The organism is Geodermatophilus sp. SYSU D00705 (assembly GCF_054050135.1).
The window spans coordinates 59,135-85,736 of record NZ_JBJGYT010000016.1 but is presented as its reverse complement, the minus strand read 5'-3'; the positions used below and the strand labels follow the sequence as shown (position 1 = coordinate 85,736).

Sequence of the window (26,602 nt, the reverse complement as noted above, 5' to 3'; positions counted from 1 at the left end):
CGTCGCGGGCGGGCCAGTGTCGGTGTCGGCGCCTAGGCTCGGTCCGTGGAGCGACGGATCTTCGGGATCGAGACCGAGTACGGCGTCACGTGCACCTTCCGCGGGCAGCGCCGGCTGTCCCCGGACGAGGTGGCCCGCTACCTGTTCCGCCGCGTCGTGTCGTGGGGGCGCAGCTCCAACGTGTTCCTGCGCAACGGCTCCCGCCTCTACCTCGACGTCGGCAGCCACCCCGAGTACGCCACCGCCGAGTGTGACGACCTCACCGAGCTCGTCGTCCACGACAAGGCCGGGGAGCGCATCCTCGAGGGCCTGCTGGTCGACGCCGAGCAGCGGCTGGCCGAGGAGGGCGTCACCGGCGACATCTACCTGTTCAAGAACAACACCGACTCGGCCGGCAACAGCTACGGCTGCCACGAGAACTACCTGGTCGGCCGGCACGGCGAGTTCAGCCGGCTGGCCGACGTCCTGATCCCGTTCCTGGTCAGCCGGCAGATCGTCGTCGGCGCGGGCAAGGTGCTGCAGACCCCCCGCGGGGCGATCTACTGCGTCAGCCAGCGCGCCGAGCACATCTGGGAGGGCGTCTCCTCCGCCACGACCCGCTCCCGGCCGATCATCAACACCCGCGACGAGCCGCACGCCGACGCCGAGCGGTACCGGCGGCTGCACGTCATCGTCGGCGACTCGAACATGAACGAGACGACGACGCTGCTCAAGGTGGCCGTCACCGACCTCGTGCTGCGGATGATCGAGGCCGGTGTCCCGATCAAGGACATGGCGCTGGAGAACCCGATCCGCGCCATCCGCGAGATCAGCCACGACATGACCGGGCGGCGCAAGGTCCGGCTGGCCAACGGCCGGGAGATGTCGGCGCTGGAGATCCAGGCCGAGTACCACAGCCGGGCCGCGGAGTTCGTCGACCGCGAGGGCTTCGGGCCGGTGCACCGGCAGATGCTGGAGCTGTGGGGGCGGGTGCTCAAGGCCGTCGACTCCGGCGACCTGTCGCTGATCGACCGCGAGATCGACTGGGCGACCAAGTACACGATGATCGAGCGCTACCGGGCCAAGCGGGACCTCCCGCTGTCGCACCCCCGGATCGCCCAGATGGACCTCGCCTACCACGACATCAGCCGCAAGCGGGGCCTGTACTACCTGCTGGAGCGCAACAACCAGGTCGACCGGGTGGCCCACGAACCGCGGGTGTTCGAGGCCAAGAACGTGCCGCCGCAGACCACGCGCGCCCGGTTGCGCGGGGAGTTCATCCGCAAGGCGCAGGAGAAGCGCCGCGACTTCACCGTCGACTGGGTGCACCTCAAGCTCAACGACCAGGCCCAGCGGACCGTGCTGTGCAAGGACCCGTTCAAGGCCGTCGACGAGCGCGTGGACAAGCTGATCGCGTCGATGTGACGTGCCGTGGAGTGCCACGGCCGCGAGCGCCGCGCCGTGGCACTCCACTCACTCGGGCAGCGGCACCCGCAGCGCGGCGTAGCGGCCGGCGGCGGCCGCGGCGAGGAAGTACGCCCGCTCCTCGGGGTACCCGCGGCCCATGGTCGACAGCGGCACGGGGGAGAGGCCCAGCGCCTCCTCCAGCCCGTCGACGTCCATCCACACGACCGGGTTGCGCTCGGGCTGACCGGCGAGGTCCTCCTCGACCTGCCCGCCCAGCTCCGATCCGAGCCCCCGCGGCGCCACCAGCGTCACCCCGGCCAGCGCGACCCGGCCGAACGCGGTCAGCGAGTGGTGGGACACCCCGCGGTGACGGGGCCGCGGGTCGGCGTCGGAGATCCGCAGCGCCCCGACCGCCTGCCCGCCGAGCACCGACACCGCGTTGCACGCCTCGCCGGCGGCCACCCCCGAGAAGCCCCACGGCGTCCCGGTGCCCAGGTTGCCCGGGCCCTGCGTCACGATGGCCACGTCGGCGCCCAGCACGTGCCGGGCCGCCAGCAACCCGGTGTGCAGGGTGACCGCCTCGACGTCGCCGCCGAACGCCTGGCCCACCGTCACCACCCCGGCCAGCGACGGCGCCAGCGCCGACAGGGCGCGGGAGAAGCCGGCGACCAGCGCCCCGCCGTCGGTCATGACGTAGGCGACCTTCAGGTCGGGGTCGGTGGCCAGCACCCCGATGAGCACGGCCGGCAGCGCCGAGTGCAGGTCCGCGACGACCACCGGCATGCCGGCCAGGTCCTCGGCCTCGGCGATGGTGTCGTGGGAGTCGGTGTCCTGCTCGTCGACGCCCTGCACGGTCACCTGCAGCGGCGTGTACCGCGCCTTGACCAGGTGCCCGGGGCCAGCCGGGTCGGGGGGCAGCCGGTCGGGGACGGCGACGACGAGGGCGTACCCGCCGGTGCCCAGGCGCTGCGCCCAGGCGGTGGTGTTGAGCAGCACCGTGTCGCCGACCTCGGGCACGCCCACCAGCGACGGGTGGGCCAGCGCGCGGACCTCGCCGTCCTCCGGCACGTCGACGGTGAGCTCCTGGGCGTCCCGCCAGGCCCGGCCCAGGGCCGTCACCGTGCCGCGTCGCCAGCGGATCCGTTGCTGCGTCGAAATCGCTTCCCCCACGCGGGCAGGCTAGCCAGAGCGCTCGTGACTAGCCTGGGCGCGTGGCGGCGAAGCGGGCTGAACGGCTGGTGAACCTGGTCATCGCCCTGCTCGGCACCCGGCAGTATGTGACCGCGGCGCGGATCCGGGCCACGGTGCCCGGGTACGAGCCGGACGACGGGTCGGCCCGCGCCGACGAGGCGTTCAAGCGGATGTTCGAGCGGGACAAGGCCGAGCTGCGCGAGATGGGCGTGCCGCTGGAGACCGGACGCACCAGCGTCTTCGACACCGAGGACGGCTACCGGATCGCCCGCGCCGACTACGAGCTGCCCGAGATCACGCTGACCGGGGAGGAGGCCGCCGCGGTCGGCCTGGCGCTGCGGCTGTGGGAGTCCGCGCAGCTGGCCGGGGCCGCGCAGAGCGCCCTGGTGAAGCTCAAGGCCGCCGGCGTGGACGTCGACGCCGGCCGGTCCATCCCGCTGCGGCCCCGGCTGGACTCCGACGAGCCGGCCTTCGAGCCCTGCTACGCCGCGGCCCGCGACCGGCGGGCGATCGAGTTCGACTACCGCCGTCCCGACGAGGACGCGCCGACCCGTCGGCACGTGCAGCCGTGGGGCGTGGTGGCCTGGCACGGCCGCTGGTACCTGGGCGGGCTGGACCTCGACCGGCAGGCGCCCCGCGTGTTCCGCCTCTCCCGGGTGGTCGGCCTGCCGCGGGTCACCGGACCGGCCGGGGCCTTCGAGCCGCCGGCCGACGTCGACCTGGCCGCGATGGTGGCCGGCCAGTCCAGCGGCGAGGAGCAGCTGGTGCTGGTGCGGGCCCGGCCGGGCACCGCGATCGGGCTGCGCCGGCACGCGGTGCCGCTCGGCCCGGGGGAGGACGGCGACGACCGGCTGCAGGTGCGCACCACCGACCCGGCGCGGCTGGCCGACGAGCTGGCCGCCTACGGCCCGGACGTCGTGGTCGAGGCGCCGGCCGAGGTGCGCGCCGCCGTCGTGGAGCGGCTGACCCGGCTGGCGGCGATGGCATGACCGCGCCCACCACGACCGAGCGCATGACGCGGCTGCTGGCGCTCGTGCCCTACCTGACCGCCCGGCCCGAGGGGGTGCCACTGGCCGAGGTGGCCCGCGACTTCGGCGTCCCCGAGCGGCAGCTGCGCCGTGACCTCGAGCTGCTGTGGATGTGCGGCCTGCCCGGCTACGGCCCCGGCGACCTCATCGACCTGGCCTTCGAGGGCGACCGGGTGCGGGTCACCTTCACCGCCGGCATGGTCCGCCCGCTGCGGCTGACCACCGACGAGGCCGTCGCCCTGGTGGTCGCACTGCGCACGCTGCTGGAGCTGCCCGGCCTGGCCGAGCGGGACGCGGTCAGCCGGGCGCTGGCGAAGGTGTCGGCGGCCGCGGGGCACGCCGGTGAGCGGGTCACCCCCGTGGCGCTGTCGGTGGACGCCCGGGAGCAGGCGCTGGCCGTGGTCCGGGACGGTCTGGAGCGCAAGCGCGCGCTGCACCTGCACTACTACGTGCCCACCCGCGACGAGCGCACCGAGCGCACCGTCGACCCGCTGCGGCTGCTGCTGGTCGACGGCCGGTGGTACCTGGAGGCGTGGTGCCGCCGCGCCGAGGGGCTGCGGCTGTTCCGCCTGGACCGCGTCGACGACGTCGTCGTCCTCGACGAGCCGGCCGCCCCACCCGAGGGGGTGCACCTGCGCGACGTGGACGCCGGGCTCTACCAGCCCGGGCCCGACGCGCCGGTGGTGCGGCTGCGGCTGGCCCGCACCGCCCGCTGGGTGGCCGAGTACTACACCGTGGAGGACGTCCGCGAGGTCGACGACCCGCCCGGCGGCCTCGCCGTCGCCGTCCGCACCGCCGACGTCGCCTGGGCGCGGCGGCTGGTGGCCTCCCTCGGGGGTGCGGCGACCGTCGAGGAGCCGGTCGGGCTGGCCGCGGCCGTCGCCGCCGACGCGCGCGCCGCGCTGGAGCGGTACGGGGTGCGGGCGCCCGGGCCGGCCGGGGCCGGGGACTAGGGTCGGCCCCGTGCTGCTCGTCGTCTGGATCGCCGTCGCCGTCCTCGCCGTCGTGGTCCTCGGCGCGCTGGGCCACGGGCTGCTCGGCGCGGCGAACCGGCTGCGCCGCGAGCTCGCGGCGCTCGAGCGGGAGGTGCGCCCGGTGCTCGCCGAGGTGCAGGCGAGCGCGGCCCGGGCGGCGGACACGCCACGTTCACCCTGAAGTCACCCGGCGACCCCCCCGGTTGCGGGGGGTGCACAGCGGGTCGGGCCACGTAGCATCGACGGTGCCCACCCGCACCCCTGGAGGACCGTCATGGCCGGACTCGGCCCCCTGGAGATCGGCCTGATCATCCTGGCCATCCTGCTGCTCTTCGGCTACAAGAAGCTGCCGGACGCCTCGCGTTCCCTCGGCCGCTCGCTGCGCATCTTCAAGGGCGAGATGAAGGGCATGAAGGACGACGACGTCCGCGGCAAGGACGCCGCCACCACCGCGGTCCGCGGTGAGGTGCTGCCGCCCGCCGGGCCGGACGCCGCCGCCCTCGAGGCCGAGGCGCTGGCTGCGGAGGCCCGGGCCGCCGAGCTGCGCGCCCGCGCCGCCCGGCGCAGCGACAGCCCCCGCTGACCCCTCCCCGCAACGGCACCACGATGAGCGACGACGGACTGCGACGGTCCCGGCTGCGGCGACGCCGCCCGCCGCGTGACGCGGCGGCGACGATGACGCTCATCGCGCACCTCACCGAGCTGCGCAACCGGGTCGCCAAGGCGCTGCTGTTCCTCGCGATGGGAACGGTCGTCGGCTTCCTCTGGTACGACCACGGGCTGCTGTCCTTCCTCACCGAGCCCTACTGCGCGCTGCCCGGGGACCTGCGGCTGCAGGCGGACGGCGACTGCCGGCTGGTGGTGCTCGACGTCTTCGGGGGCGTGCTGCTGCGGCTGAAGATCGCCGTCATCGCCGGCGCCGTCATCTCGTCGCCGTTCTGGCTCTACCAGCTGTGGTCGTTCGTCACCCCCGGCCTCAAGCGCAACGAGAAGCGCTACACCGTCGGCTTCGTGGCCGCCTCGACCACGCTGTTCGCCCTCGGCTCGGTGCTGGCCTACATCACCCTGCGCAAGGGCCTGGAGCTGCTGCTCACCCTGGCCGGGGACGAGGTGGCGTTCCAGCTGACCGCGGAGCTCTACCTGGGCTTCGTGATCAGCCTGCTCGTCGCCTTCGGGCTCTCCTTCGAGGTGCCGCTGGTGGCGGTGGCGCTCAACCTGGTCGGCGTCCTCACCTACCAGGCGCTGAAGAAGTCGCGGCGCTGGATCTTCTTCCTCACCATCGTCTTCGCCGCCTTCGTGACCCCCACCCAGGACCCGTTCACGATGCTGGCCATGGCCGGACCGATGATCGTGCTGTTCGAGCTGGCCATCCAGATCGCCCGCATCGTCGACCGGCGCCGGGCCAAGCGGGACGCCGTCGAGCACTTCCACGGCCTGTCCGACGACGAGGCCTCCCCACTCGACGCCGGCCCCACCCCGGTCGACGACCTGCGCCGGGAGGACGACACCCCCGTCGAGGGCCCCGCGGTCCGCTCGTCCCGCTGAGACCCCGCGGGTGGACGTCGCCGTCCTGCTGAGCCCCACCGCGGGCCGGGGCCGGGCCCGCGGCGCGGCCGGCCCGGTGCTCGCCGCGCTGCGCGCCGCCGGGCTGCACCCGCGGGTGCTGCCGGCCACCACCCGCCCCGACGCCGAGCGGCAGGCCGCGGCGGCGGTCGCCGACGGGGTGGGCGCGGTCGTCGCGGTCGGCGGGGACGGCGCGGCGCACGCCGGGCTGCAGGCCGTCGCCGGCACCGCCACCCCGCTGGCCGTCGTCCCCGCGGGCACCGGCAACGACCTCGCCCTGGCGCTGGGGACCCCCGGGAACCCGGTCGCCGCCGCGCGGGCCGCGGCCGAGGACCTGCGGGCGGGGGCGGTGCGCACCCTGGACGCCGGGCGCACCGGCGACCGCTGGTGGGCCACCGTGCTGTGCTGCGGCTTCGACTCCGCGGTGACCGACCGGGCCAACCGGCTGCTCTGGCCGCGCGGCCCGCGCCGCTACGACGTCGCCATCCTCGCCGAGCTCGCCCGGCTGCGGCCGCGCCCGCTCACCCTCGTGCTCGACGGCGAGCCCCGCACCCTGCAGGCCACGCTGGTAGCCGTCGGCAACACCGCCTGGTACGGCGGTGGGCTGCGGGTCTGCCCGGCCGCCGACCCGGGCGACGGGCGGTTCGACGTCACCGTGGTCGGGCCGGTCACCCGCCGGGAGCTGGTGCGCACCCGGCCCCGGCTCTCCGCCGGCACCCACGTCACCCACCCCGCCGTCACCGTGCACCGGGCGGCCCGGGTGGAGCTTCGGGGGGAGGGACCGGCCGTCTACGCCGACGGCGAGCCGGTGTCCCCGCTGCCGGCCACGAGCGTCTGCGCGCCCGGCGCCCTGGCCGTCGTCGGGACCAACCGAGCCGAGGTCGTCCCCTCGGCCTAACGTGGAGGCATGTCCAGCCCCGCTGAGCGGTACGCGGCTGCCCGGCGGCGCAGTGCCCACCCCACGCTGGCCGACTTCACCGCCGAGCTGTCCTTCTCCCTCGACCCGTTCCAGGTGGAGGCCTGCGAGGCGCTCGACGAGGGCGCCGGCGTCCTGGTCTGCGCGCCCACCGGCGCGGGCAAGACCGTCGTCGGCGAGTTCGCCGTCCACAAGGCGCTGGCCGAGGGGCGCAAGGCGTTCTACACGACGCCGATCAAGGCGCTGAGCAACCAGAAGTACAACGACCTGGTCGAGCGCTACGGCGAGGCCCAGGTCGGCCTGCTCACCGGCGACAACGCCGTCAACGGCGACGCCCCGGTGGTCGTGATGACCACCGAGGTGCTGCGCAACATGCTCTACGCGGAGTCCCCGGCGATCGACGGCCTCGGCTACGTCGTCATGGACGAGGTCCACTACCTGGCCGACCGGTTCCGCGGCGCGGTGTGGGAGGAGGTGATCATCCACCTCCCGCAGTCGGTGACCCTGGTGTCGCTGTCGGCGACGGTGAGCAACGCCGAGGAGTTCGCCGACTGGCTGGTCACCGTGCGCGGCCACACCAAGGTCGTGGTCAGCGAGGTGCGGCCGATCCCGCTGTGGCAGCACATGCTGGTCGGCAACCGGGTGTTCGACCTGTTCTCCCTGCGGCCGGCCGCGCACGCCGCCGAGCAGGGGGAGACGCCGCGGCTGCTGTCCACCCGCGACCGCGGCGCCAGCGTCGTCGACCCCGAGCTGGTCCGGTACGTGCGGGAGTACGAGCGGCGGATCGACACCTGGGGCGGTGGCAACGGCGGGTCCCGCCGGGAGCGGGACTGGCACAAGCCGCGGTACCGCCCGCCGGCGCGCCCCGACGTCATCGAGCGGCTCGACCGGGCCGGGCTGCTGCCGGCGATCACGTTCGTGTTCAGCCGCAACGGCTGCGACGCCGCCGTCGACCAGTGCCTGCGGGCCGGGCTGCGGCTCACCGACGAGCGCGAGCGCGCGGAGATCGCCGCGGTCATCGACGAGCGCACCGGGTCGCTGCCGGAGGAGGACCTGCACGTCCTGGGCTTCTGGGAGTGGCGGGAGGGCCTGCTGGCCGGGCTGGCCGCCCACCACGCCGGCCTGGTCCCGGCGTTCAAGGAGACCGTCGAGGAGTGCTTCGTCCGCGGCCTGGTCAAGGCCGTGTTCGCCACCGAGACCCTCGCGCTGGGCATCAACATGCCCGCCCGCACCGTCGTCCTCGAGCGGCTGGTCAAGTGGAACGGCGAGGCGCACGTCGACGTGACGCCGGGGGAGTACACCCAGCTCACCGGCCGGGCCGGCCGCCGCGGCATCGACGTCGAGGGGCACGCGGTCGTCGTCTGGGCGCCGGGCATGGACCCCTCGGTCGTCGCCGGGCTGGCCAGCACCCGCACCTATCCGCTGCGCTCGTCGTTCCGGCCCAGCTACAACATGGCGGTCAACCTGGTCGGCTCCTTCGGCCGGGCGCGGGCACGGGAGCTGCTGGCCTCCTCCTTCGCCCAGTTCCAGGCCGACCGTTCCGTGGTGGGGCTGGCCCGGGCGGCCGCCCGGCACGAGAAGGACGCCGAGCGGTGGGCCGCCGAGATGCACTCCGAGCACGGCGACGTCGGCGGCTACGCCATGCTGCGCCAGCAGATCGCCGACCGGGAGAAGGAGCTGTCCCGCGACTCGCAGGCCAAGCGCCGGATGGAGGCCGCCGACGCCCTCGCCGCGCTGCGGCCCGGCGACGTCATCCGCGTCCCCCAGGGACGCCGGCAGGGGCTGGCCGTCGTCCTGGACCCGGGCATCACCGACCTCGCCGAGCCCCGGCCGCTGGTGCTGACCGAGGACAAGTGGGCCGGCCGGCTCGGCTCGGTGGACTTCCCGACCCCGGTGACGGCGCTGGCCCGGGTGCGGGTGCCCAAGAACTTCAACCACCGCAGCCCGCACGCCCGCCGCGACCTCGCCGCCACCCTCCGCAACGCGCGGGTCGAGCACGACCTCGGCGCGCGGCGGGTCAAGCAGCGCTCGGCCGCCGCCGACGACCCGGTGCTGCACGACCTGCGGCGGGCGCTGCGGGCACACCCGGTGCACGCGCTGCCCGACCGGGAGGAGCGGGTGCGGGCCGCGGAGCGCTGGCTGCGCGCGGTCCGGGAGGCCGAGGCGACCCACCGCAAGATGGCCGAGCGCACCGGCTCGCTCACCCGCCAGTTCGACCGCACCTGCGACGTCCTGGAGGAGCTGGGCTACCTCGTGCCCGAGGTCGCCCCGCTGGTGCCCGCCGACACCGAGGCCGTGCCCGCGGTCGACGACGTCCCGGTGGTCACCGGCGACGGGCGCCGGCTGGCCCGCATCTGGTCCGAGGCCGACCTGCTGGTCGCCGAGTGCCTGCGGGCCGGCGTGTGGCGCGGCCTCACCCCGGCGGAGCTGGCCGCGGCGGTGTCCACGCTGGTGTTCGAGGCGCGCCGGGACAACCCCAGCCAGCCCGCCGTGCCGGCGGGCAAGGTGGCCGCCGCGATCGCCGAGATGCGGCGGATCCGGGCCCGGCTGCAGGACGTCGAGCTCGACCACGGCGTGCCCGCCACCCGGGACCTCGACCTCGGCTTCGCCTGGGCGGCCTACCGGTGGGCCGACGGGCAGAGCCTCGACCGCGTCCTGGCCGGCGCCGAACAGGCCGGCACCGAGCTCTCCGGCGGGGACTTCGTGCGCTGGGCCCGCCAGCTCATCGACCTGCTGGACCAGCTGGCCAAGGGCGCGGAGGAGCCGGTCGCGGCGACCGCCCGCCGCGCCGTGGAGCGGGTGCGCCGCGGTGTGGTGGCGGTGGCGGTGGGTGGCTGACCTGCCGTGCGCGGCGCCGCCGGTGGTGCACAATTCCCCCCGCCTCGTGACGCGCAGTCACCGGGCTTCCTGATCAGCGACCGGGAGCGACGATGACCAACCCACCCCAGGGCGGCGGCACGCCGGGGCCGTACGGGCAACCGGGGCCCCACGGTCAGCACCCGCAGCCGGGGCCCCACGGTCAGCAGCCGCCCGGAGCGTACGGTCCGCCGGGGCCGCAGTACGGCCCGCCCGGCTCGTACGGGGCCCCCGGTGGCTACGGGCCGCCGGCCCCGCAGTACGGCCCGCCCGGGCAGTACGGACCGCCCGGCCAGTACGGCGCGTACGGGCCGCCGCCCGGCCAGCAGCCGCCGTGGGGGCCGCCGGCCCCCGGGCAGCCCCCGTACGGCGGCGCGACGGCGCCCCGGAAGTCGCGCCTGCGCCTCTACCTCGGCCTGCTCACCCTCGCGGCGCTGCTGGTCCTCGCGGTGGTCATGGCCCGGGTCATGGGCGACACGGTCCTGGACCGCTCGGCCGTCGAACGGGACGTCGCGGCGCAGTTCGAGGAGCGCGCGGGCGTGGCCATCGAGCTCGACTGCCCGGCGGAGATGACGGTCGAGCCCGACGCCACGTACGAGTGCACGGGCACCACGGCCGACGGCGAGGACCTCACGCTGGAGATCCGGATCACCAACGTGGTCCTCGCCGAGTACACCTGGGACGAGGTGTGAGCCGACGGTTCAGGCCGGCCAGCCCAGCGCCGCGCCCAGCCGCCTGACCGAGGACTCGATGCCGTGCGCGGCCGCCAGCGCGGCCAGCGCGTCCGGGTCGGCCGGCCGGCGCGGCAGTTCGTCGGCCACCGGCGGGAGGTCGATGTCGCGGGCCACGGCGACCACCACCGGTGCGGCGTCGAGGTAGCCGGCCCCGGCGTGCAGCTTCTCGAGCACGCCCTTGGTCAGCGGCGCCCTGGGGACGACGGTGCGCGCCGCCGCGGCCCGGATGCCGGCCAGGTCGCCGAACTCGGTGATCAGCGCGGCCGCGGTCTTCGCGCCGATGCCGGCCACACCGGGCAGGCCGTCGCTGGGATCGCCCCGCAGGACGGCGAAGTCGGCGTAGGCCCGCCCCGGGATGCCGTACTTCGCCGTCACCGCCGCCTCGTCGACCAGCTCCAGGTCGGTGATGCCGCGGGCGGTGTAGAGCACCCGCACCCGCCGCGCGTCGTCCACCAGCTGGAACAGGTCCCGGTCACCGGTGACGACGTCCACCGGCCCCGCGGCGCGCTCGGCGAGGGTGCCGATGACGTCGTCGGCCTCGTAGCCGGGCGCCCCCACCCGGGCCACGCCGGCCGCGGCGAGCACCTCCACCAGCACCGGCACCTGGGGGCCGAGCTCCTCGGGGGTCTCCTCGCCGCCCTCGGGGGCCACCCGGTGCGCCTTGTAGGAGGGCAGCGCCTCGACGCGGAACGCCGGGCGCCAGTCGTCGTCCCAGCAGGCCACCAGCCGCTCGGGGCGGTGGGCGGTCACCAGCCGGGCGGTCATGTCGAGGAACCCGCGCACGGCGTTGACGGGGCGGCCGTCGGGCGAGGTCACGCTGGTGGGCACGCCGTAGAAGGCCCGGAAGTAGAGGCTGGCCGCGTCCAGCAGCATCGTCGTCACAGCCCGCGACGGTAACGGCCAGGAGCGGTTCCGGTGCGCGAAGCTAGTCTGCGGTCCGTGCCGACCTCTTCCCCGTCCGGGCCGCTGGTGACCGTCGAGCGCGTGCACACCGCGCGCGAGGTGGCCGCCGAGCTCGGCATCGACCTGCTCGTGGTCACCCCCGGCTCCGACCTGCGCTACCTGTGCGGCTACGACGCCCACGCGATGGAGCGGCTGACCGCGCTCGCGGTGCCCCGGCGCGGCGAGCCGTTCCTCGTCGTCCCCCGGCTGGAGGCGCCGATGGTCGACGCCAGCCCCGCCGGCGGGCTCGGGCTGGAGGTGCTGGCCTGGGACGAGACCGACGACCCGTTCGCGCTGCTGGCCGGGACGGCCACCGCCCGCCTCGGGAGCGCGCCGGCCCGGGTCGCCGTCGGCTCCCGCACCTGGGCCGAGCACGCCCTCGGTGTGCAGCGGGCGCTGGCCGGGTCGGCGCTGGAGCTGGCCGCTCCGGTCGTCGACCGGCTGCGGATGGTCAAGACGCCGGCCGAGGTCGACGAGCTGGCCGCCGCCGGCGCCGCCATCGACCGGGTCCACGCCCGGATGGGGGAGTGGCTGCGGGTCGGCCGCACCGAGGCGCAGGTCGGCGCCGACATCGCCGCGGCGATCCTCGCCGAGGGCCACGTCGGCGTGGACTTCACCATCGTCGGCTCCGGACCCAACGGCGCCAGCCCGCACCACGAGCTCTCCGACCGGGTGGTCGAGGACGGCGACCTGGTCGTGGTCGACATCGGCGGGGAGACGGCCACCGGCTACCGCTCCGACTGCACCCGCACGTACGCGGTGGGCCGCGCGCCCGGGGCCGAGGTCACCGAGTGGTACGCCGTCCTCCAGCAGGCGCAGGCGGCCGCGACCGCCGCCGTCCGCCCGGGGGTGACCGCCGAGCAGGTCGACGCCGCGGCGCGCGAGGTGATCGCCGCGGCCGGGTGGGGCGAGTACTTCATCCACCGCACCGGCCACGGCATCGGCCTGGACACCCACGAGGCGCCCTACATCGTGGCCGGCAACGCCCTGCCGCTGGTGCCGGGGATGGCCTTCTCCGTGGAGCCGGGCATCTACCTGCCCGGCCGCTGCGGCGCCCGCATCGAGGACATCGTCGTGTGCACCGAGGACGGCGTGGTGAGCGTCAACGAGGGCCCCCGTGAGCTCGTCACCCTCGCCGGCTGAGTCCGGCGGCGGGGGCGGCACCCCGTCGGCCGACGTCGACCGGGCGCTGCTGGCCGCGCTGGCCCGCGACGGGCGGGCCAGCTACACCGAGCTCGCCGAGCGGGTGGGGCTGTCGGTGTCCGCGGTGCACCAGCGGGTGCGCCGGCTCGAGCAGCGCGGCCTCATCACCGGCTACCACGCGAAGGTCGACGCCCGGTCGCTCGGGCTGGGGCTGACCGCCTTCGTGTCGATCACCCCGATCGACGTCGCCCAGCCCGACGACGCGCCGTCCCGGCTGGCGCACCTGACCGAGATCGAGGCGTGCCACTCGGTCGCCGGGGTGGAGAGCTACATCCTCAAGGTGCGGGTCGCCTCCCCGGACGCCCTGGAGGCGCTGCTGCAGAAGATCCGCGCGTCGGCCAACGTCACGACGCGGACGACGGTGGTGCTCTCGACCTTCTACGAGGACCGCCCGCCGCTGTGAGACCGGAGGACGCCGTGGACCGACTCGACCGGCTGTACGCCTCGTTCGCCGCCCGCGACGTCGCCGCGGTGACCGCCGCGATGACCGAGGACGTGGACTGGCCCAACGGCTGGGAGGGCGGCCGGCTCGTCGGGCGCGTCGCCGTGGCGGACTACTGGCGGCGCCAGTGGGCGCAGATCTCGCCGTCCGTGCGCCCGCTGCGCACCACCGAGCTGCCCGACGGCCGGGTCGTCGTCGACGTCGCCCTGGTCGTGCGGGGCCCCGACGGCAGCGTGCTGTCCCGCTCCACCGCCCGGCACGTGTACACCTTCCGCGGCGACCTGGTGGCCCGGATGGACGTCGTCCCGGCCGGCGCGGCACCCCCGGCCCTCTAGGCCGTCAGGCCTGCGCGAGGGCGCGCCGCCTCGACACCGCTTCGAACGTGTGTTCGGATGGCGGGCATGCGATGGGACGCGCAGCGGATCGACGCCGCGGAGCCGGCGACGCTGCCGGGGATGCCGACCGTGCGCGGGCTGCTGCGCAGCGTGCAGGTGCCCGAGTTCCCCGGGCTGACCTTCCACGAGGTGCGCAGCAAGAGCGCGCTCAACGAGGTGCCGGGCCCCTCGCCGATGCCGTTCCGCTGGACGATCAACCCCTACCGGGGCTGCTCCCATGCCTGCGTCTACTGCCTGGCCGGCGACACTCGCGTCCTCATGGCGGACGGCCGCCAGAAGGCGATCGCCGACCTGCGTGTGGGAGACCGGATCGTCGGCACGGAGGTGCGGGGGACGTACCGCCACTACGTGACGACCGAGGTCCTCGCGCACTGGTCGACGGTCAAGCGCGCGTACCGGGTGCGGCTGGCGGACGGCACGGAGCTCGTCGCCAGCGGCGACCACCGCTTCCTCACCGGACGCGGCTGGAAGCACGTCACCGGCGCGATGGCTGGACGGGACCGCCGTCCGTACCTGACGACGAACGACGAGCTGCTCGGTTTCGGACGATCAGCCGAGGCGCCGGCATCCTGCGCGGACTACCGCCGCGGTTATGTGACCGGGATGGTGCGCGGGGACGGCCACCTCCAGGTGTACCGCTACGAGCGGGCCGGCCGGGCGCCCGGCGACGTGCACCGGTTCCGCCTCGCCCTTGCCGACGTCGATGCACTCGACCGTGCGGCGGAGTACCTGTCACTGGAGGGCGTCACCACGGACCGGTTCGAGTTCTCCCCGGCCACGGAGCGGAGACGGGCCATGACCGCCATCCGTGCCTCGTCTGCTCGAGTCGTTGGCCGGGTCACGAGTCTCGTGGCATGGCCGACCGACCCTACGCCGGCATGGCGGCGCGGGTTCCTCGCAGGGATCTTCGACGCGGAGGGCAGTCGTAGTTCGCACGTGCTGCGCGTCAGCAATGCGAACGACACGATCCTGGAGCAGGTGAAGCAGGCCCTCGACCACTTCGGGTTCGATGCCGTCCTCGAGGACAGGAACCTGGCCAGCAGGGTGCGCAACATCCGCTTGCGAGGTGGTCTTCGCGAACAACTCCGGTTCATCCACCTCGTAGATCCTGCGATCCGGCGGAAGTGCTCGGTCGAGGGGATCGCGGTCAAGAGCAACGCCGACCTCCGGGTCGTCTCGATCGAAGACCTCGGGCTCGAGATGCCGATGTACGACATCACGACGGGCACCGGCGACTTCATCGCCAACGGCGTGGTCAGCCACAACTGCTTCGCCCGCGGCACCCACCAGTGGCTGGAGCTGGACACCGGGTCCGACTTCGACTCCCAGGTCGTGGTCAAGACCAACGTCGCCGACGTGCTGCGCCGGGAGCTGGCGCGGCCGTCCTGGCGGGGTGAGCACGTGGCGCTGGGCACCAACACCGACCCCTACCAGCGGGCCGAGGGCCGCTACCGGCTGATGCCGGGGATCATCGCGGCGCTGGCCGGGTCGGGCACGCCGTTCTCCGTCCTGACGAAAGGCACCCTGCTGCGGCGGGACCTGCCGTTGCTGGCCGCCGCCTCCCGCGAGGTCCCGATCGGGCTCGGGGTGTCGATGGCGATCCTGGACGACGAGCTGCACGACTCGCTGGAGCCCGGCGTGCCCAGCCCGCGGGCCCGGCTGGAGCTGGTGCGCGCCATCGCCGACGCCGGGCTGTCCTGCGGGGTGTTCCTCGCCCCGGTGCTGCCCGGGCTCACCGACCGGCTGGCCGACCTCGACGCGACCATCGCGGCGATCGCCGAGGCCGGCGCGAGCGGGGTCACCGTCGTCCCGCTGCACCTGCGGCCGGGCGCCCGCGAGTGGTTCTCGGCCTGGCTGGCCCGCGAGCACCCGCAGCTGGTGCCGCGTTACCAGCAGCTCTACCGCCGGGGTGCCGCGGTGGCGCCGGAGTACCGCCGCTGGCTGGCGGGCCGGGTCGCCCCGCTGCTGGCGAAGCACGGCCTGGAGCGGCAGGGCGGGGGAGCGGCGCGCGGCTCGATGGCGGCGGGGGCTCCGGCCACCGGCATCCCGGGCGACGAGGACAGCGACTTCCCGACCGGGAGCCTGCCGACGGCGCGGGCCGGCACCGGCGGGCTCGCGGTCACCGGCGCCCGGAGCGGGCACGAGCGCGCGGCGGCGCCGGAGCAGCTGGCGCTGCTCTGACCGGCCCGGGGGTGCCGCGGGCGGCGACGACGTGCCCTGAGGCCCGTCCGGCCGCTGGGAATCGGGCCTCGCCGCACCCGCCGGAGAGGGCGACCGGTCAGCCGGCCAGGCGCGCCGTGCGGGCCACGGTGCGCAACGCCCGCACCGCCCCGCGGGCGGCGACCGGGGCGGCCCCGGCCGCGAGCGCCAGGCGCCGGTAGGAGTCGTAGGACAGCGTCAGGTAGGCGACCGCCAGGGCCTCGGCCTGCTCCCGGCGGGAGGGTGGCGCGGTCAGCCGCAGGTGGTGGGCGGTGCGGACGGCGTGCTTGGCGAAGGTGACCTGCAGCGCCTGGGTGGACAGCTGGCCGCCGACGGCTGAGGCCAGGCCGGGGCCGCGGCGCAGCGCCGGCAGCACCCACGGGCTGTCGGCGAGGGCGGGGAAGCGGGAACGGCGGGCCTCCCACGCGTGCCACGCGGTGAGCGCGCCGGGCACGGACCACTCCCCGTCGTCGGTGCGGACGACCAGCCGGCGGGCCGTGGCGTGCACCTGCTCGCGGCGCAGCGCCCGGAACTGACCGACCGTGCCCGGCCAGTTCAGCGCCAGGGCACACCAGGCGACGGTGCGCAGGTGTTCCGGGTCGTCGGTGCGGATCTGGGTGAGCGGCCGCAGCTCCAGGGTGGGCGGCTCGGGCTCGGGCGTGCGCACCGTCGGCAGCGCGACCCCGCCGTAGCGGGCCACCTTGCTGTACAGCGCGACGGTCGCGGGCTTCCAGCCGCGGGCGGCGGCGACCGCGTCCAGTCCGTCCTCCGCCAGGGCGTCGGGGCTCAGGCCCAGCTCGAGGGCGGCCTCGACCAGCCGTCGCCACTGCGCCTCGTACCCCTCGGGCGGCCGCAGTCGGCGCCAGGAGCGCTCCGCGGGAGGAGCCGGCATCGACGGCAGCGGGGGCTGCCACCCACCTGTCATGTCGCAATACTACCGTTATCCCCAACGAATTCGCAGCCATTTCCTGTCGGCACTTGCCGTCGACACCGGCGGCGCCTCCGGCGCCGGGGCAGCAACGGGCGAGGCCTGTGCCGCGACGGGAGGAGGAGCAACGGCACCGCAGGTGTCCGTTGGCCCGAAAGACACTTGGGCATAACGGAGGTGTACGTCACGTTCCGGTCGCTCGGCGCGCGGCACCGCCCACGACTGGTGATCATGAGCGGGTGCGCACCGTGGGCGTGGAGGAAGAGCTGCTGGTCGTCGACGCCACCGGGCGCCCGGTCCCGCGCGGGCCGGCCGCCCTGGAGGTGGCTGCCCGCCGCGGTGACGGCGAGACGGTGTCCGAGCACGACCGCGCCGACCGGGAGCGGACCGATGATGCCGCAGCCGGCGACGGGGACGGCGGCGACCCGCGGGGCGGGCTGGTGCCCGAGCTGAAGGCCCAGCAGCTGGAGTACGCCACCCGCGTCTGCGCCGGCCTCGACGACGTCCACGCCGACCTGCGGCACTGGCGCGGGCGGGCCGACGCCGCGGCGCGCGCCGTCGGGGCGCGGGTCGCCGCACTGGCCAGCTCCCCGGTCGACGTCGAGCCGGTCACCACGCCCGGGGAGCGCTACACCGAGATGGCCGAGACCTTCGGGCTGACCGCGCTGGAGCAGCTGACCTGCGGCTGCCACGTGCACGTCTCGGTCGAGGACGACGAGGAGGGCGTCGCCGTCCTCAACCGCATCCGCACCTGGTTGCCGGTGCTCACCGCCGTCACCACCAACTCACCGTTCTGGCTGGGCCGCGACAGCGGGCACGCCAGCTACCGCTCCCAGGCGTGGAACCGCTGGCCCTCCTCGGGCCCCAACGAGCTGTTCGCCGACGCGGCGGCCTACCACCGGCTCATCGCCGACCTGGTCGCGACCGAGACGATCGTCGACACCGGGATGGTCTACTTCGACGCCCGCCTGTCCGAGCGCTGGCCCACCGTCGAGATCCGCACCGCCGACGTCGCCCTGCGCGTGGAGGACGCCGTCACCCTCGCCGGGCTGGTCCGGGCCCTGGTGGAGACCGCCGCCCGGGAGTGGCGGGCCGGCGTGCCCGCGGCCGCCGTCCGCAGCGAGGTGGTGCGCGTCGCCGCCTGGCGGGCCGGCCGGTCGGGGCTCACCGGCGACCTCGTCCACCCCGGCACCGGCCGCCCCGCCCCGGCCGGGGAGGTCCTCGCCGCCCTCCTCGACCACGTGCGCCCGGCGCTGGCCGACGCCGGGGACGAGCGGCGGATCACCGACGGGGTCGCCGCCCTGCTCGACCGCGGCACCGGCGCGGACTTCCAGCGCCGGGTGCACGCGGAGACCGGCGAGCTCGCCGCGGTGGTGCGCGCCGCGGTCGAGGTCACCCACCGGTGACCGCGGCCCGGGCCACGCCGTCCAGCGGGGGCGGCTATCGTCCGGCCATGTACACCGCCAGCTGGCGCGACGTCGTCCGCAAGGACCTCTTCGGTCCCCGCCCCGACCCGCGAGACCGGCCCTACCGGGCGGTCATCCGGCTGGCGCTGATCGTGTTCCGGCTGTTCCGCTTCCGCTTCGACGTGCGCGGCGCCGAGCACGTGCCGGCGTCCGGCGGCGCGATCATCTGCAGCAACCACGTCAGCTACCTGGACTTCACCTTCCTCGGCCTGGCCGCGCTGCCCCAGAAGCGGCTGGTGCGGTTCATGGCCAAGGCGTCGGTGTTCAGCCACCGGTTCTCCGGCCCGTTCATGCGCGCGATGCAGCACATCCCGGTCGACCGCCGGGCCGGCGCCGCCGCGTTCGAGGCCTCCGTGCGCGCCCTCAAGGACGGCCACGTCGTCGGCGTCTTCCCCGAGGCGACGATCAGCAGCAGCTTCATGGTCAAGGAACTCAAGGCCGGCGCCGCCCGCATGGCGATCGACGCCGGCGTGCCCGTCATCCCGGCCGCGGTGTGGGGCGGCCAGCGGGTGGCCACCAAGCACCACCCCGTCGACCTCAAGCGGGACGTCGCGGTCACCGTGGTCCTCGGGGAGCCGCTGGTGCCGGAGCCGGGGGAGAAGACCCAGCAGCTGCTGCGCCGCATCCGCACGGCGATGGAGGCCCTGGTCGACGAGGCGCAGCGCAGCTACCCGCAGCAGCCGGTCGGCCCCGCGGACCGCTGGTGGCTGCCGGCCCACCTCGGCGGCACCGCGCCCACGCCGGAGGAGGCCACCCACCTGGACCACCACGACGTGCGCGGCACCGCGACGAAGCTGCACCGCCCGCACCCGGTGACCCGCGTCAAGGCACTGCTGGCCCGCCGCCGCGCCTCCCGCTGAACGGCCGGGCCGACCCGGTGGCCCCGTGCAGAGGCTCGCCGCGAGCTCGCGAGTGGTGAGGACGGGGTCCTCCCTTCGACTTCCGCGCGCCGGTCCGCTCCTCGCGCGCGGGCGCTCGCGGCGATGCTCCCGCCGCTGTCACTCGACGATCACCGGCGCCATCAGCCGGAACACCTCCAGCTCGACGTCGTACCACCGCCGCATCCGGCCCAGCGGCTCCATGCCCAGCCGCCGGCACACCGCCAACGACGGCTCGTTGCCCGGCCGGACGACGGCGTAGACCTCCGGCAGCCCCGCGGCGAAGGCCCGGTCGATGACCACCCGGGCGGCCTCGGTGGCGTAGCCGTGCCCCCAGGAGTCCGGGTGCAGGTGCCAGCCCACCTCCACCTCCCCGACGCCGTCGGGCAGCGGCTTGAGCAACAGCGTGCCGGCCACGACGCCGGTGCCGGCCACCTCGACCGCCCAGACCCCGGAGCGCTCCCCGGCCGCCGACACCACCGCCCAGCGCGCCACCAGCTCCACCGGCGTCACCGACGGGCGGCCCCCCAGCCAGCGGGTCACCTCGTCGCGGCCGTAGAGGTCCAGCAGCCGGGCCAGGTCGTCGCGGCGGGTGCTCCAGGGCCGCAGCCGCAGCCGGGCGGTCTGCAGCACCCCGTCGGCGGCCCTCATCCGCCCTGCCTACCCCCGGGCGTCCCCGGCGGCCACTCGTGGCAGCGGCGTCAGTCGGCCAGGGACGCCGCCCGCGACGCGGCGGCCGCGCGGTCGGCCGCGACCGGATCCACCCCGCGGGCCCGCCACCACGCCCGTCCGCTCTCGGGGAGGGTCGCGATGGGGTCGTAGTAGGTGTAGCGGCGGTCGAGGGCGTCCTCGTCGTCCCGCTCGATGCCGGTGCGGTAGTTCTTCGTCCAGTAGCTGATGCCGCGCTCGCGGTCGTACTCGGCGACCTGGTGCACCCAGCGCTTCCCGACGTAGGGGACGTCGCAGACGATCCGCGGGGTGGCGAACCCGGGCAGGTAGCCCATCAGGTCGTGCTGCAGCGTCTGGGCCTCGGCCAGCGACACCCGCCAGTGCTCGGCGCTGGGCACCATGTCGCACATGTAGAAGTAGTAGGGCGTGATGCCCGCGCCGTCGAGCAGGGCGAAGCACAGGTCCAGCAGCGCCGGCGCGGTCGCGTTCACCCCGCGCAGCAGCACCCCCTGGTTGCGCACGTCGCGCACCCCGGCCGCGAGCACCGCCTGCGCCGCCTCGGCCACCAGCGGCGTCACCTGCTGCGCGGCGTTGACGTGCGTGTGCACGGCCAGCGACACCCCGCGCGCCCGCGCCGTCGCCGCCAGCCGGGTCATGCCCGCCACGACGTCGTCCTGCAGCCAGTGCTGCGGCAGGCCCATGAGCGCCTTGGACGCCAGCCGGATGTCCCGGATCGACTCGATCTCCAGCAGGCCGGAGACGAACGCCTCGAGACTGCGGAACGGCAGGTTGGCGACGTCCCCACCGGAGACGACGACGTCCCGGACGCCGGGGGTGGCCCGCAGGTACTCGAGCATGGCGCCGTGCCGGTCGACCGGCTTGAGCGCGAAGCGGAGCTTGGCGACGGCGGGCGTGGAGTTGCCCACCAGGTCCATCCGGGTGCAGTGACCGCAGTACTGCGGGCAGGTGGGCAGCAGCTCGGCCAGCACCTTGGTGGGGTAGCGGTGGGTGAGCCCCTCGACGGTCCACATCTCGTGCTCGTGCAGGGAGTCGCGGGCGGCGTAGGGGTGGCTGGCCGCGTCGCCGGGCAGCCGGTCGGAGGCGACCGGCAGCATGTAGCGGCGAACCGGGTCGGCGCGCATCGCGGCGGCGGTCGGCACGGCTGTCCCGTCCCCACCCGCCGCCATCGTGTTGAGCATCTGCGGCGGCAGCAGCAGCGACATCGTGGCGCGGCCGGCCTGGTCGGCCGCGACGTCGGCGTAGAACGCCTCGTCGAGCAGGTCGCCGTAGACGCCGCGCAGCTGCCGCACGTTCTTCACGCAGTGCGCCCGCTGCCACTGGGCGCTGCGCCACTGCTGCGCGGTGACGTCGGCGAAGCCCGGCAACCGGCGCCAGTCGGGCTCGACGAGGGCGCGGGCGGTGTACTCGTAGGGCTGTTCCAGCACAGGGGTGCCTCCTGGTCTCCGCTCTCCCGCCGACCATACGGGAGGATTTCCCGTTCGAGAGCTTGAACGCGATAGGTTCTCCGGGATGGACGCGATGACGCACACGGAAGTGCTGCCGGCGGCGCGGGCCCTGGGTGTCCACCGGGTGCTCGAGCCGCCCGGCGTACTGCCCCAGGCGGCCACCCGGCTCGACGCCGACCCGGCGATCGGCGCCGACGAGGTGCGGATCGCGGTACAGCGACTGAACCTCGACGCGGCGTCCTTCCGGCAGCTGGCGGAGTCCTGCGGCGGCGACGGCGGCGCCGTGCGGGCGGCGGTGCTGGGGATCGTGGCCGAGCGCGGCAAGATGCAGAACCCGGTGACCGGCTCCGGCGGCATGCTGATCGGGGTCGTCGACGCGGTCGGGCCGCAGTCGCCGCTGGGCCTCGCCGTCGGCCAGCGCGTGGCCACCCTCGTCTCCCTGACGCTCACGCCGCTGTCGATCACCGACGGGCTGGCCCGCTGGGACGGCCGCAGCGAGCAGGTGCCGGCCGCGGGGACGGCGATCCTGTTTGCCCGCTCCATCGCCGCAGTCCTGCCCGGCGACCTGCCCGACGCGGTCTCCCTGGCGCTGCTCGACGTGTGCGGGGCGCCGGCGGCCACCGCGCGGGTGGTCCGGCGGTCGGGCGCGCGGTCGGTCGTCGTCCTGGGTGCGGCCGGGAAGTCCGGGTGCCTGAGCCTGGCCGCGGCGCGGGCGGCCGGGGCGACCGCGCTGACCGGCCTGGTACGCGACGAGCGGGAGGCGGCGGCGCTGTCCGCGGCCGGGCTCGCCGACCGCGTCGTCGTCGCCGACGCCACCGACCCGCTGGCCGTGGCCGCCGCCGTCGGCACCCCGGCCGAGGTCACCGTCGTGTGCGTCGACGCGCCGGGCGCCGAGCACGGAGCGGTCCTCGCGACGGCCGGCGGGGGCACCGTGGTCTTCTTCTCCATGGCGACGTCGTTCGCGCAGGCGGCGCTCGGAGCGGAGGGGATGGCGGCGGACGTGACCATGCTGATCGGGAACGGCTACACGCCGGGGCACGCCGCCTTGGCCCTGGACCTCTACCGGTCCACGCCGGGGGTGCGGGCGCTGGTGGACCCGCGGGTGTCCGGATGAGCCTGCTCGTCACCGACGTCACCGTGGGCGACCGGCCCGGCCGGGCCGTGCGGGTGGAGGCGGGCCGGATCGCCTGGCTGGGCGACGCCGCCGACGCCGCGCCGGCCGACCGGGTCGTCGTGGGGGAGGGGGCGCTGCTCACCCCGGCGTTCGTCGACGCCCACGTGCACGCCACCGCGACCGGGCTCGCGCTCACGGGGCTCGACCTCCACTCGAGCGTGAGCCTCCGGTTGGCGGTGGAGTCTCTCACCGCCCACGCCCGGACCGCGGCCGACGGCGTCCTGCTCGGCACCGGGTGGGACGAGACGGGCTGGCCGGAGGGCCGCGGGCTGACCCGGCACGACCTGGACGCCGTCGTCGGCGACCGGCCGGCCTACCTGGCCCGCGTCGACGTCCACTCCGCCACGGTCTCCACCGCACTCCTGGACCGGGTGCCGGGCATCGCCGCCCTGCCCGGCTTCGCCTCCGACGGCCGGCTGCGGCTCGACGCGCACCATGCCGCGCGGCGGGCCGCCTACGGCGCGGTCGACGCCGGCCGGCGCCGCGCGGCCCAGCGGGCCACCCGCGAGGCGGCCGCCGCCCTGGGCATCGGCAGCCTGCACGAGATGGCCGGCCCCGAGGTGTCCGGCGCCGACGACCTGGCCGGGCTGCTCGCCCTCGCCGCCGAGGAGCCCGGGCCGCTGGTCCTCGGCTACTGGGGCGAGCTGGCCGAGCGCGGCGGGCTGGCCGTCGTGCGCGAGCTGGGGCTGACCGGCGCCGGGGGCGACCTGTTCTGCGACGGCGCCTTCGGCTCCCACACCGCGGCGCTCACCGCCCCGTACGCCGACCGGCCCGACACCGCCGGCAGCCTGCGGTTCGAGACCGCGTCGCTGGTGCACCACGTGCGCGCCTGCACGCTGGCCGGGGTGCAGGCCGGCTTCCACTGCATCGGCGACGCCGCCGTCGACCAGGTGCTCGCCGCCGTGGGCACCGTCGTCGAGGAGCTGGGCGCCGCCGCGGTGCGGGCCTGCCGGCACCGGCTCGAGCACGTGGAGATGGCCGGCCCGGCGGCGGTGGACCGGATGGCCGACTGGGGGATGGTCGCCAGCGTGCAGCCCGGCTTCGACGCGGCGTGGGGCGGGGGCGGGGGCATGTACGCCGAACGGCTGGGCGTGGTCCGCGCCCGGGACTGCAACCCGTTCGCCGACCTCTCCGACGCCGGCGTCGCGCTCGCGCTGGGCAGCGACGCCCCGGTCACCCCCTTGGACCCCTGGGGCGGGGTGCACGCCGCCGTCGACCACCGCACGCCCGCCTCCGGCCTGCGGCCGTTCGACGCGTTCGACGCCGCCACCCACGGCGGCTGGCACGCCGTGCGCGCCGAGCACCCGCAGGGCCCGCTGGCCGTCGGCGCGCCCGCGCACCTGGCGCTGTGGGAGACGGCGCAGACCCTCTCCGCGGTCCTCGCCGAGCGGTCCCGCCCGGCCTGCCGCGCGCTCCTCGTCGACGGCCGGGAGGTCCTGTGACGCCCCTGCAGCTGGACCCGGTGCTGGTGGCGCGGGCGCGTGAGCTCGCCGTCCGCGCGGCGCAGCCGGTCGTCGACCTCGCCCGGCGGCACACCACCGTCTCCGTCGAGCGGGCCGTGCTGCGCCTGGCCGGGCTCACCGGCACCGATCCGGTCACCGGCGACGGCGCCGTGACCGACCGGGTGCCGTGGGTGAACCGCGTGGTGGACGCCGTCCGGGAGCAGGTGGGCCTGGAGTCCGGCGTCGCGCTGCCGGTCTGGCACGCGCTGGCCGGCGGCGGCACCCTCGCGGACCTCGCCGAGCAGGTCGGCGCCGGGACGGCGCGCTTCACCGTCCCCACCGGGGCCGACGCCGAGCGCGCCCGGGAGGCCGCCCGGGCGGCGGTCGCCGGGGGCCTGGCCCGCATCGACGCCAACCGCGCCCGCCGGGAGGAGCTGGTCGCCACCCTCGGCGACCCGCCGCGGCGGCCGTGGATCTACCTGATCGTGGCGACCGGGGACATCCACGAGGACATCCCGCAGGCCCAGGCCGCCGCGCGCGCCGGCGCCGACGTCATCGCCGTCATCCGCTCCACCGGGCAGTCGCTGCTGGACTACGTGCCCGAGGGCGCCACCCGCACCGGCTACGCCGGCACCTACGCCACCCAGGAGAACTTCCGGCTCATGCGGGCCGCCCTGGACGACGTCGGCGCGGAGCTGGGCCGCTACGTGCGGCTGACCAACTACGCCTCCGGCCTGTGCATGCCCGAGATCGCCGTCCTGGCCGGGCTGGAGCGGCTGGACATGATGCTCAACGACGCGATGTACGGGATCCTCTTCCGCGACATCAACCCGCAGCGCACCTTCGTCGACCAGCGGTTCAGCCGGATGGTGCACGCCCGCGCCGGGATCATCATCAACACCGGCGAGGACAACTACCTCACCACCGCCGACGCCGTCGACGAGGCGCACACCGTCACCGTCAGCCAGCTGCTCAACGAGACCCTGGCCAAGGAGGCGGGCCTCGCGGACTGGCAGCTGGGCCTCGGCCACGCCTTCGAGATCGACCCCGACCGGCGGGAGTCCTTCCGGCTGGAGCTCGCGCACGCGCTGCTGGCCCGCGCGCTGTTCCCCGACGCGCCGCTGAAGTGGATGCCGCCGACCAAGCACATGACCGGCGACGTGTTCCGCGGCTACCTGCTCGACGGCTTCTTCAACCTGGCCGGGGCGCTCACCGGCCAGGGCATCCTGCTGGTCGGGATGATGACCGAGGCCGTGGTCACCCCGTGGCTGTCCGACCGGGACCTGGCCCTGCGCAACGTCCGCTACGTGCTCGACGCCGCCGGCGGCCTGGTGGAGGACTTCGCCCCTCCGCGGGGCGGGTTCATCGACCGCCGCGCGCACACCGTGCTCACCGAGGCGGTGCAGCTGCTGGAGAAGATCGCCGACGAGGGGCTCCTGCAGGCGATCGCCGACGGCACCTTCGGCATCACCAAGCGGCCGCCGGACCGCGGCAAGGGTCTGGACGGCGTCGTCCGGCTCGGCGCCGACGCGTACAACCCGGCGCTGGAGCTCCTGGAGCGTGAGGTGACGCGTGCCTGACGACGGCCGAAATGGCCACAAAGGCCCGACCGGGATGATCCGCCCGTACGGCGACACCACCGGCGACGGGATGGTGCAGCTGTCGTTCACCCTGCCCGTCGCCCCCGGCCCGCGGGCGGACGGCGCGGCGCTGCAGCTGGCGCGGAAGATGGGCCTGGACCCGGCGATGGTCGTGCACAGCCACGGGATGGGGGAGGGCTTCACCTTCTTCGTCGTCTACGGCAGCACCCGGCACCTGGTCGACCTGGACGCGGTGCAGGTGGAGGAGCGGGCCTATCCGCTGCTGTCGTCGTCGGAGATCAACGCGGCGATCCGCAGCGGGCTGCGCCGCAAGCTCGTCGTGCTGGGTGCCTGCATCGGCACCGACGCGCACACCGTGGGCATCGACGCGATCCTCAACCTCAAGGGGTTCGCGGGGGAGAAGGGCCTGGAGTACCACCGGGAGCTCGCCGTCACCAACCTGGGTGCGCAGGTGAGCGTGCCGGAGCTGGTCGCCCGGGCGCGGGCCGAGCGGGCCGACGCCGTCCTGGTCTCCCAGGTGGTCACCCAGAAGGACGCGCACCTGCGCAACACCCGCGAGCTCGCCGCCGCGTTCCGCGAGGCGATGGGGGACTCCCGCCCGCTGCTGGTGGTCGGCGGCCCCCGCTTCGACCCCGCGATGGCCGCCGACCTCGGCGTCGACAAGGTCTTCGGCCGCGGCACCACGCCCGGCGAGGTGGCCAGCTACCTCGTGTCCGCCCTCGTCCCCGCAGGAGCCGCGCAGTGACCGACCCGCGCCTCGGCCTCACCGTCACCCACCGCCGGTACGTGCCGCACGCGCACGCCCACTACGGCGGCAGCCTGGTGGACGGCGCCTACACCCTCGGCCTGTTCGGGGACGTCGCCACCGAGGTCGCGATCGTCCTGGACGGCGACGAGGGCCTGCTGGCCGGCTACACCGAGGTCCGGTTCCTCGGCCCGGTGCGTGCCGGCGACGTCCTGGAGGCCACCGCGGAGGTGGTGCGGATCGGCCGGCGCAGCCGCGAGCTGCGCTGCACCGCGCGGGTGGTGGCGCGGGCCGAGCCGGAGCGCGGCCCGTCCGCGGCGCGGGTGCTGGAGCCGCCGCAGACCGTCGTCGAGGCCACTGCCACGCTCGTCGTCCCAGGGCCAGCCGCCACGCCGTAACGAACA

The 26,602-nt window shown here is 75.5% G+C and carries 25 protein-coding genes; 20 read left to right on the top strand and 5 right to left on the bottom strand.

All coding sequences use genetic code 11. The features are described from left to right. Positions 1–45: 45 nt before the first annotated feature. Positions 46–1,404 (top strand): Pup--protein ligase, encoded by a 1,359-nt coding sequence (gene pafA, locus ACI78Q_RS14325; protein ID WP_456924064.1) that lies wholly within the window; start codon positions 46–48, stop codon positions 1,402–1,404. Positions 1,405–1,452: 48 nt separating this feature from the next. On the opposite strand, the gene ACI78Q_RS14320 is transcribed toward pafA, so the two are convergent. Beyond that, positions 1,453–2,556: a DUF3866 family protein gene (locus tag ACI78Q_RS14320; protein WP_456924063.1), complete on the bottom strand. Its 1,104-nt coding sequence runs from the start codon at positions 2,554–2,556 to the stop codon at positions 1,453–1,455. Between the two features lie 41 nt (positions 2,557–2,597). Here ACI78Q_RS14320 and ACI78Q_RS14315 point away from each other — a divergent pair, with 41 nt between their 5' ends. The 8 genes from ACI78Q_RS14315 to ACI78Q_RS14280 all read left to right on the top strand — a co-directional run bounded on the left by ACI78Q_RS14315 (position 2,598) and on the right by ACI78Q_RS14280 (position 10,606). Then, a complete protein-coding gene (locus ACI78Q_RS14315) occupies positions 2,598–3,566 on the top strand; it encodes a helix-turn-helix transcriptional regulator (RefSeq protein WP_456924062.1) in 969 nt (322 codons plus the stop codon). Next, positions 3,563–4,558 (top strand): helix-turn-helix transcriptional regulator, encoded by a 996-nt coding sequence (locus ACI78Q_RS14310; protein WP_456924061.1) that lies wholly within the window; start codon positions 3,563–3,565, stop codon positions 4,556–4,558. Before ACI78Q_RS14315 ends, ACI78Q_RS14310 begins: the two co-directional genes overlap by 4 nt. A 10-nt stretch (positions 4,559–4,568) precedes the next feature. Continuing rightward, positions 4,569–4,760 carry a hypothetical protein gene (locus ACI78Q_RS14305; RefSeq protein WP_456924060.1) on the top strand — a complete coding sequence of 64 codons (192 nt, stop codon included), beginning with the start codon at positions 4,569–4,571 and terminating at the stop codon, positions 4,758–4,760. A gap of 93 nt (positions 4,761–4,853) precedes the next feature. Then, positions 4,854–5,162 (top strand): Sec-independent protein translocase subunit TatA, encoded by a 309-nt coding sequence (tatA, locus tag ACI78Q_RS14300; protein ID WP_456924059.1) that lies wholly within the window; start codon positions 4,854–4,856, stop codon positions 5,160–5,162. Between the two features lie 23 nt (positions 5,163–5,185). Then, positions 5,186–6,124, top strand: a complete 939-nt coding sequence (gene tatC / locus ACI78Q_RS14295) for a twin-arginine translocase subunit TatC (RefSeq protein ID WP_456924058.1) — start codon at positions 5,186–5,188, stop codon at positions 6,122–6,124. Positions 6,125–6,134: 10 nt separating this feature from the next. After that, positions 6,135–7,040 carry a diacylglycerol kinase family protein gene (locus ACI78Q_RS14290; RefSeq protein ID WP_456924057.1) on the top strand — a complete coding sequence of 302 codons (906 nt, stop codon included), beginning with the start codon at positions 6,135–6,137 and terminating at the stop codon, positions 7,038–7,040. Between the two features lie 9 nt (positions 7,041–7,049). Continuing rightward, positions 7,050–9,896: a DEAD/DEAH box helicase gene (locus tag ACI78Q_RS14285; protein ID WP_456924056.1), complete on the top strand. Its 2,847-nt coding sequence runs from the start codon at positions 7,050–7,052 to the stop codon at positions 9,894–9,896. Positions 9,897–9,988: 92 nt separating this feature from the next. Further along, positions 9,989–10,606 (top strand): DUF4333 domain-containing protein, encoded by a 618-nt coding sequence (locus ACI78Q_RS14280; RefSeq protein ID WP_456924055.1) that lies wholly within the window; start codon positions 9,989–9,991, stop codon positions 10,604–10,606. Between the two features lie 9 nt (positions 10,607–10,615). On the opposite strand, the gene ACI78Q_RS14275 is transcribed toward ACI78Q_RS14280, so the two are convergent. Continuing rightward, positions 10,616–11,521: a 5'-3' exonuclease gene (locus ACI78Q_RS14275; RefSeq protein WP_456924082.1), complete on the bottom strand. Its 906-nt coding sequence runs from the start codon at positions 11,519–11,521 to the stop codon at positions 10,616–10,618. A 66-nt stretch (positions 11,522–11,587) separates the two neighbouring features. On the opposite strand from ACI78Q_RS14275, the gene ACI78Q_RS14270 reads away from it, so the two are divergent. Genes ACI78Q_RS14270 through ACI78Q_RS14255 form a run of 4 tightly spaced genes read left to right on the top strand, consistent with a single transcriptional unit; the run spans position 11,588 to position 15,811 of the window. Further along, on the top strand, positions 11,588–12,733 hold the full coding sequence (locus ACI78Q_RS14270) for a M24 family metallopeptidase (protein WP_456924054.1): 1,146 nt from the start codon (positions 11,588–11,590) through the stop codon (positions 12,731–12,733). Next, a complete protein-coding gene (locus ACI78Q_RS14265; RefSeq protein WP_456924053.1) occupies positions 12,708–13,196 on the top strand; it encodes an Lrp/AsnC family transcriptional regulator in 489 nt (162 codons plus the stop codon). Before ACI78Q_RS14270 ends, ACI78Q_RS14265 begins: the two co-directional genes overlap by 26 nt. A gap of 14 nt (positions 13,197–13,210) precedes the next feature. Then, positions 13,211–13,570 carry a nuclear transport factor 2 family protein gene (locus tag ACI78Q_RS14260; RefSeq protein ID WP_456924052.1) on the top strand — a complete coding sequence of 120 codons (360 nt, stop codon included), beginning with the start codon at positions 13,211–13,213 and terminating at the stop codon, positions 13,568–13,570. Between the two features lie 57 nt (positions 13,571–13,627). Then, a complete protein-coding gene (locus ACI78Q_RS14255) occupies positions 13,628–15,811 on the top strand; it encodes an intein-containing Rv2578c family radical SAM protein (RefSeq protein ID WP_456924051.1) in 2,184 nt (727 codons plus the stop codon). A 97-nt stretch (positions 15,812–15,908) separates the two neighbouring features. On the opposite strand, the gene ACI78Q_RS14250 is transcribed toward ACI78Q_RS14255, so the two are convergent. Beyond that, positions 15,909–16,754 carry a hypothetical protein gene (locus tag ACI78Q_RS14250; RefSeq protein WP_456924050.1) on the bottom strand — a complete coding sequence of 282 codons (846 nt, stop codon included), beginning with the start codon at positions 16,752–16,754 and terminating at the stop codon, positions 15,909–15,911. A gap of 242 nt (positions 16,755–16,996) precedes the next feature. On the opposite strand from ACI78Q_RS14250, the gene ACI78Q_RS14245 reads away from it, so the two are divergent. Both ACI78Q_RS14245 and ACI78Q_RS14240 read left to right on the top strand, forming a co-directional pair. Next, positions 16,997–18,163 carry a carboxylate-amine ligase gene (locus tag ACI78Q_RS14245; protein ID WP_456924049.1) on the top strand — a complete coding sequence of 389 codons (1,167 nt, stop codon included), beginning with the start codon at positions 16,997–16,999 and terminating at the stop codon, positions 18,161–18,163. 47 nt (positions 18,164–18,210) lie between these two features. Further along, entirely contained in the window at positions 18,211–19,083 is an 873-nt protein-coding gene (locus tag ACI78Q_RS14240; RefSeq protein WP_456924048.1) for a lysophospholipid acyltransferase family protein, read from the top strand. A 138-nt stretch (positions 19,084–19,221) separates the two neighbouring features. On the opposite strand, the gene ACI78Q_RS14235 is transcribed toward ACI78Q_RS14240, so the two are convergent. Further along, on the bottom strand, positions 19,222–19,752 hold the full coding sequence (locus ACI78Q_RS14235; protein WP_456924047.1) for a GNAT family N-acetyltransferase: 531 nt from the start codon (positions 19,750–19,752) through the stop codon (positions 19,222–19,224). 50 nt (positions 19,753–19,802) lie between these two features. Further along, the gene (locus ACI78Q_RS14230) at positions 19,803–21,215 is read right to left on the bottom strand and encodes a KamA family radical SAM protein (protein ID WP_456924046.1); all 1,413 of its coding nucleotides are present in this window, start codon (positions 21,213–21,215) and stop codon (positions 19,803–19,805) included. Positions 21,216–21,309: 94 nt separating this feature from the next. Here ACI78Q_RS14230 and kdd point away from each other — a divergent pair, with 94 nt between their 5' ends. From kdd to kal, 5 genes are read left to right on the top strand one after another with little or no spacing between them, the layout of a single operon-like run. Next, entirely contained in the window at positions 21,310–22,350 is a 1,041-nt protein-coding gene (gene kdd, locus ACI78Q_RS14225) for an L-erythro-3,5-diaminohexanoate dehydrogenase (protein ID WP_456924045.1), read from the top strand. After that, a complete protein-coding gene (locus tag ACI78Q_RS14220; protein WP_456924044.1) occupies positions 22,347–23,852 on the top strand; it encodes an amidohydrolase in 1,506 nt (501 codons plus the stop codon). Before kdd ends, ACI78Q_RS14220 begins: the two co-directional genes overlap by 4 nt. Further along, on the top strand, positions 23,849–25,432 hold the full coding sequence (gene kamD, locus ACI78Q_RS14215; protein ID WP_456924043.1) for a lysine 5,6-aminomutase subunit alpha: 1,584 nt from the start codon (positions 23,849–23,851) through the stop codon (positions 25,430–25,432). The genes ACI78Q_RS14220 and kamD overlap by 4 nt, the downstream gene beginning before the upstream one ends. A 34-nt stretch (positions 25,433–25,466) precedes the next feature. Then, positions 25,467–26,198, top strand: a complete 732-nt coding sequence (kamE, locus tag ACI78Q_RS14210) for a lysine 5,6-aminomutase subunit beta (protein WP_456924042.1) — start codon at positions 25,467–25,469, stop codon at positions 26,196–26,198. Next, the gene (gene kal / locus ACI78Q_RS14205) at positions 26,195–26,596 is read left to right on the top strand and encodes a 3-aminobutyryl-CoA ammonia lyase (protein ID WP_456924041.1); all 402 of its coding nucleotides are present in this window, start codon (positions 26,195–26,197) and stop codon (positions 26,594–26,596) included. The genes kamE and kal overlap by 4 nt, the downstream gene beginning before the upstream one ends. The last annotated feature ends 6 nt before the right edge of the window (positions 26,597–26,602 follow it).

What these genes read in the sequence shown, in the direction of transcription:
- ACI78Q_RS14235 (WP_456924047.1), bottom strand. Translation starts at nt 19,752, where the DNA reads ATGAGGGCCGCCGACGGGGTGCTGCAGACCGCCCGGCTGCGGCTGCGG.
- kdd (WP_456924045.1), top strand. Translation starts at nt 21,310, where the DNA reads ATGACGCACACGGAAGTGCTGCCGGCGGCGCGGGCCCTGGGTGTCCAC.
- ACI78Q_RS14220 (WP_456924044.1), top strand. Translation starts at nt 22,347, where the DNA reads ATGAGCCTGCTCGTCACCGACGTCACCGTGGGCGACCGGCCCGGCCGG.
- ACI78Q_RS14275 (WP_456924082.1), bottom strand. Translation starts at nt 11,521, where the DNA reads ATGCTGCTGGACGCGGCCAGCCTCTACTTCCGGGCCTTCTACGGCGTG.
- ACI78Q_RS14310 (WP_456924061.1), top strand. Translation starts at nt 3,563, where the DNA reads ATGACCGCGCCCACCACGACCGAGCGCATGACGCGGCTGCTGGCGCTC.
- ACI78Q_RS14240 (WP_456924048.1), top strand. Translation starts at nt 18,211, where the DNA reads ATGTACACCGCCAGCTGGCGCGACGTCGTCCGCAAGGACCTCTTCGGT.
- ACI78Q_RS14285 (WP_456924056.1), top strand. Translation starts at nt 7,050, where the DNA reads ATGTCCAGCCCCGCTGAGCGGTACGCGGCTGCCCGGCGGCGCAGTGCC.
- ACI78Q_RS14255 (WP_456924051.1), top strand. Translation starts at nt 13,628, where the DNA reads ATGGCGGGCATGCGATGGGACGCGCAGCGGATCGACGCCGCGGAGCCG.
- ACI78Q_RS14250 (WP_456924050.1), bottom strand. Translation starts at nt 16,754, where the DNA reads ATGACAGGTGGGTGGCAGCCCCCGCTGCCGTCGATGCCGGCTCCTCCC.
- ACI78Q_RS14280 (WP_456924055.1), top strand. Translation starts at nt 9,989, where the DNA reads ATGACCAACCCACCCCAGGGCGGCGGCACGCCGGGGCCGTACGGGCAA.
- tatA (WP_456924059.1), top strand. Translation starts at nt 4,854, where the DNA reads ATGGCCGGACTCGGCCCCCTGGAGATCGGCCTGATCATCCTGGCCATC.
- kamE (WP_456924042.1), top strand. Translation starts at nt 25,467, where the DNA reads ATGATCCGCCCGTACGGCGACACCACCGGCGACGGGATGGTGCAGCTG.
- tatC (WP_456924058.1), top strand. Translation starts at nt 5,186, where the DNA reads ATGAGCGACGACGGACTGCGACGGTCCCGGCTGCGGCGACGCCGCCCG.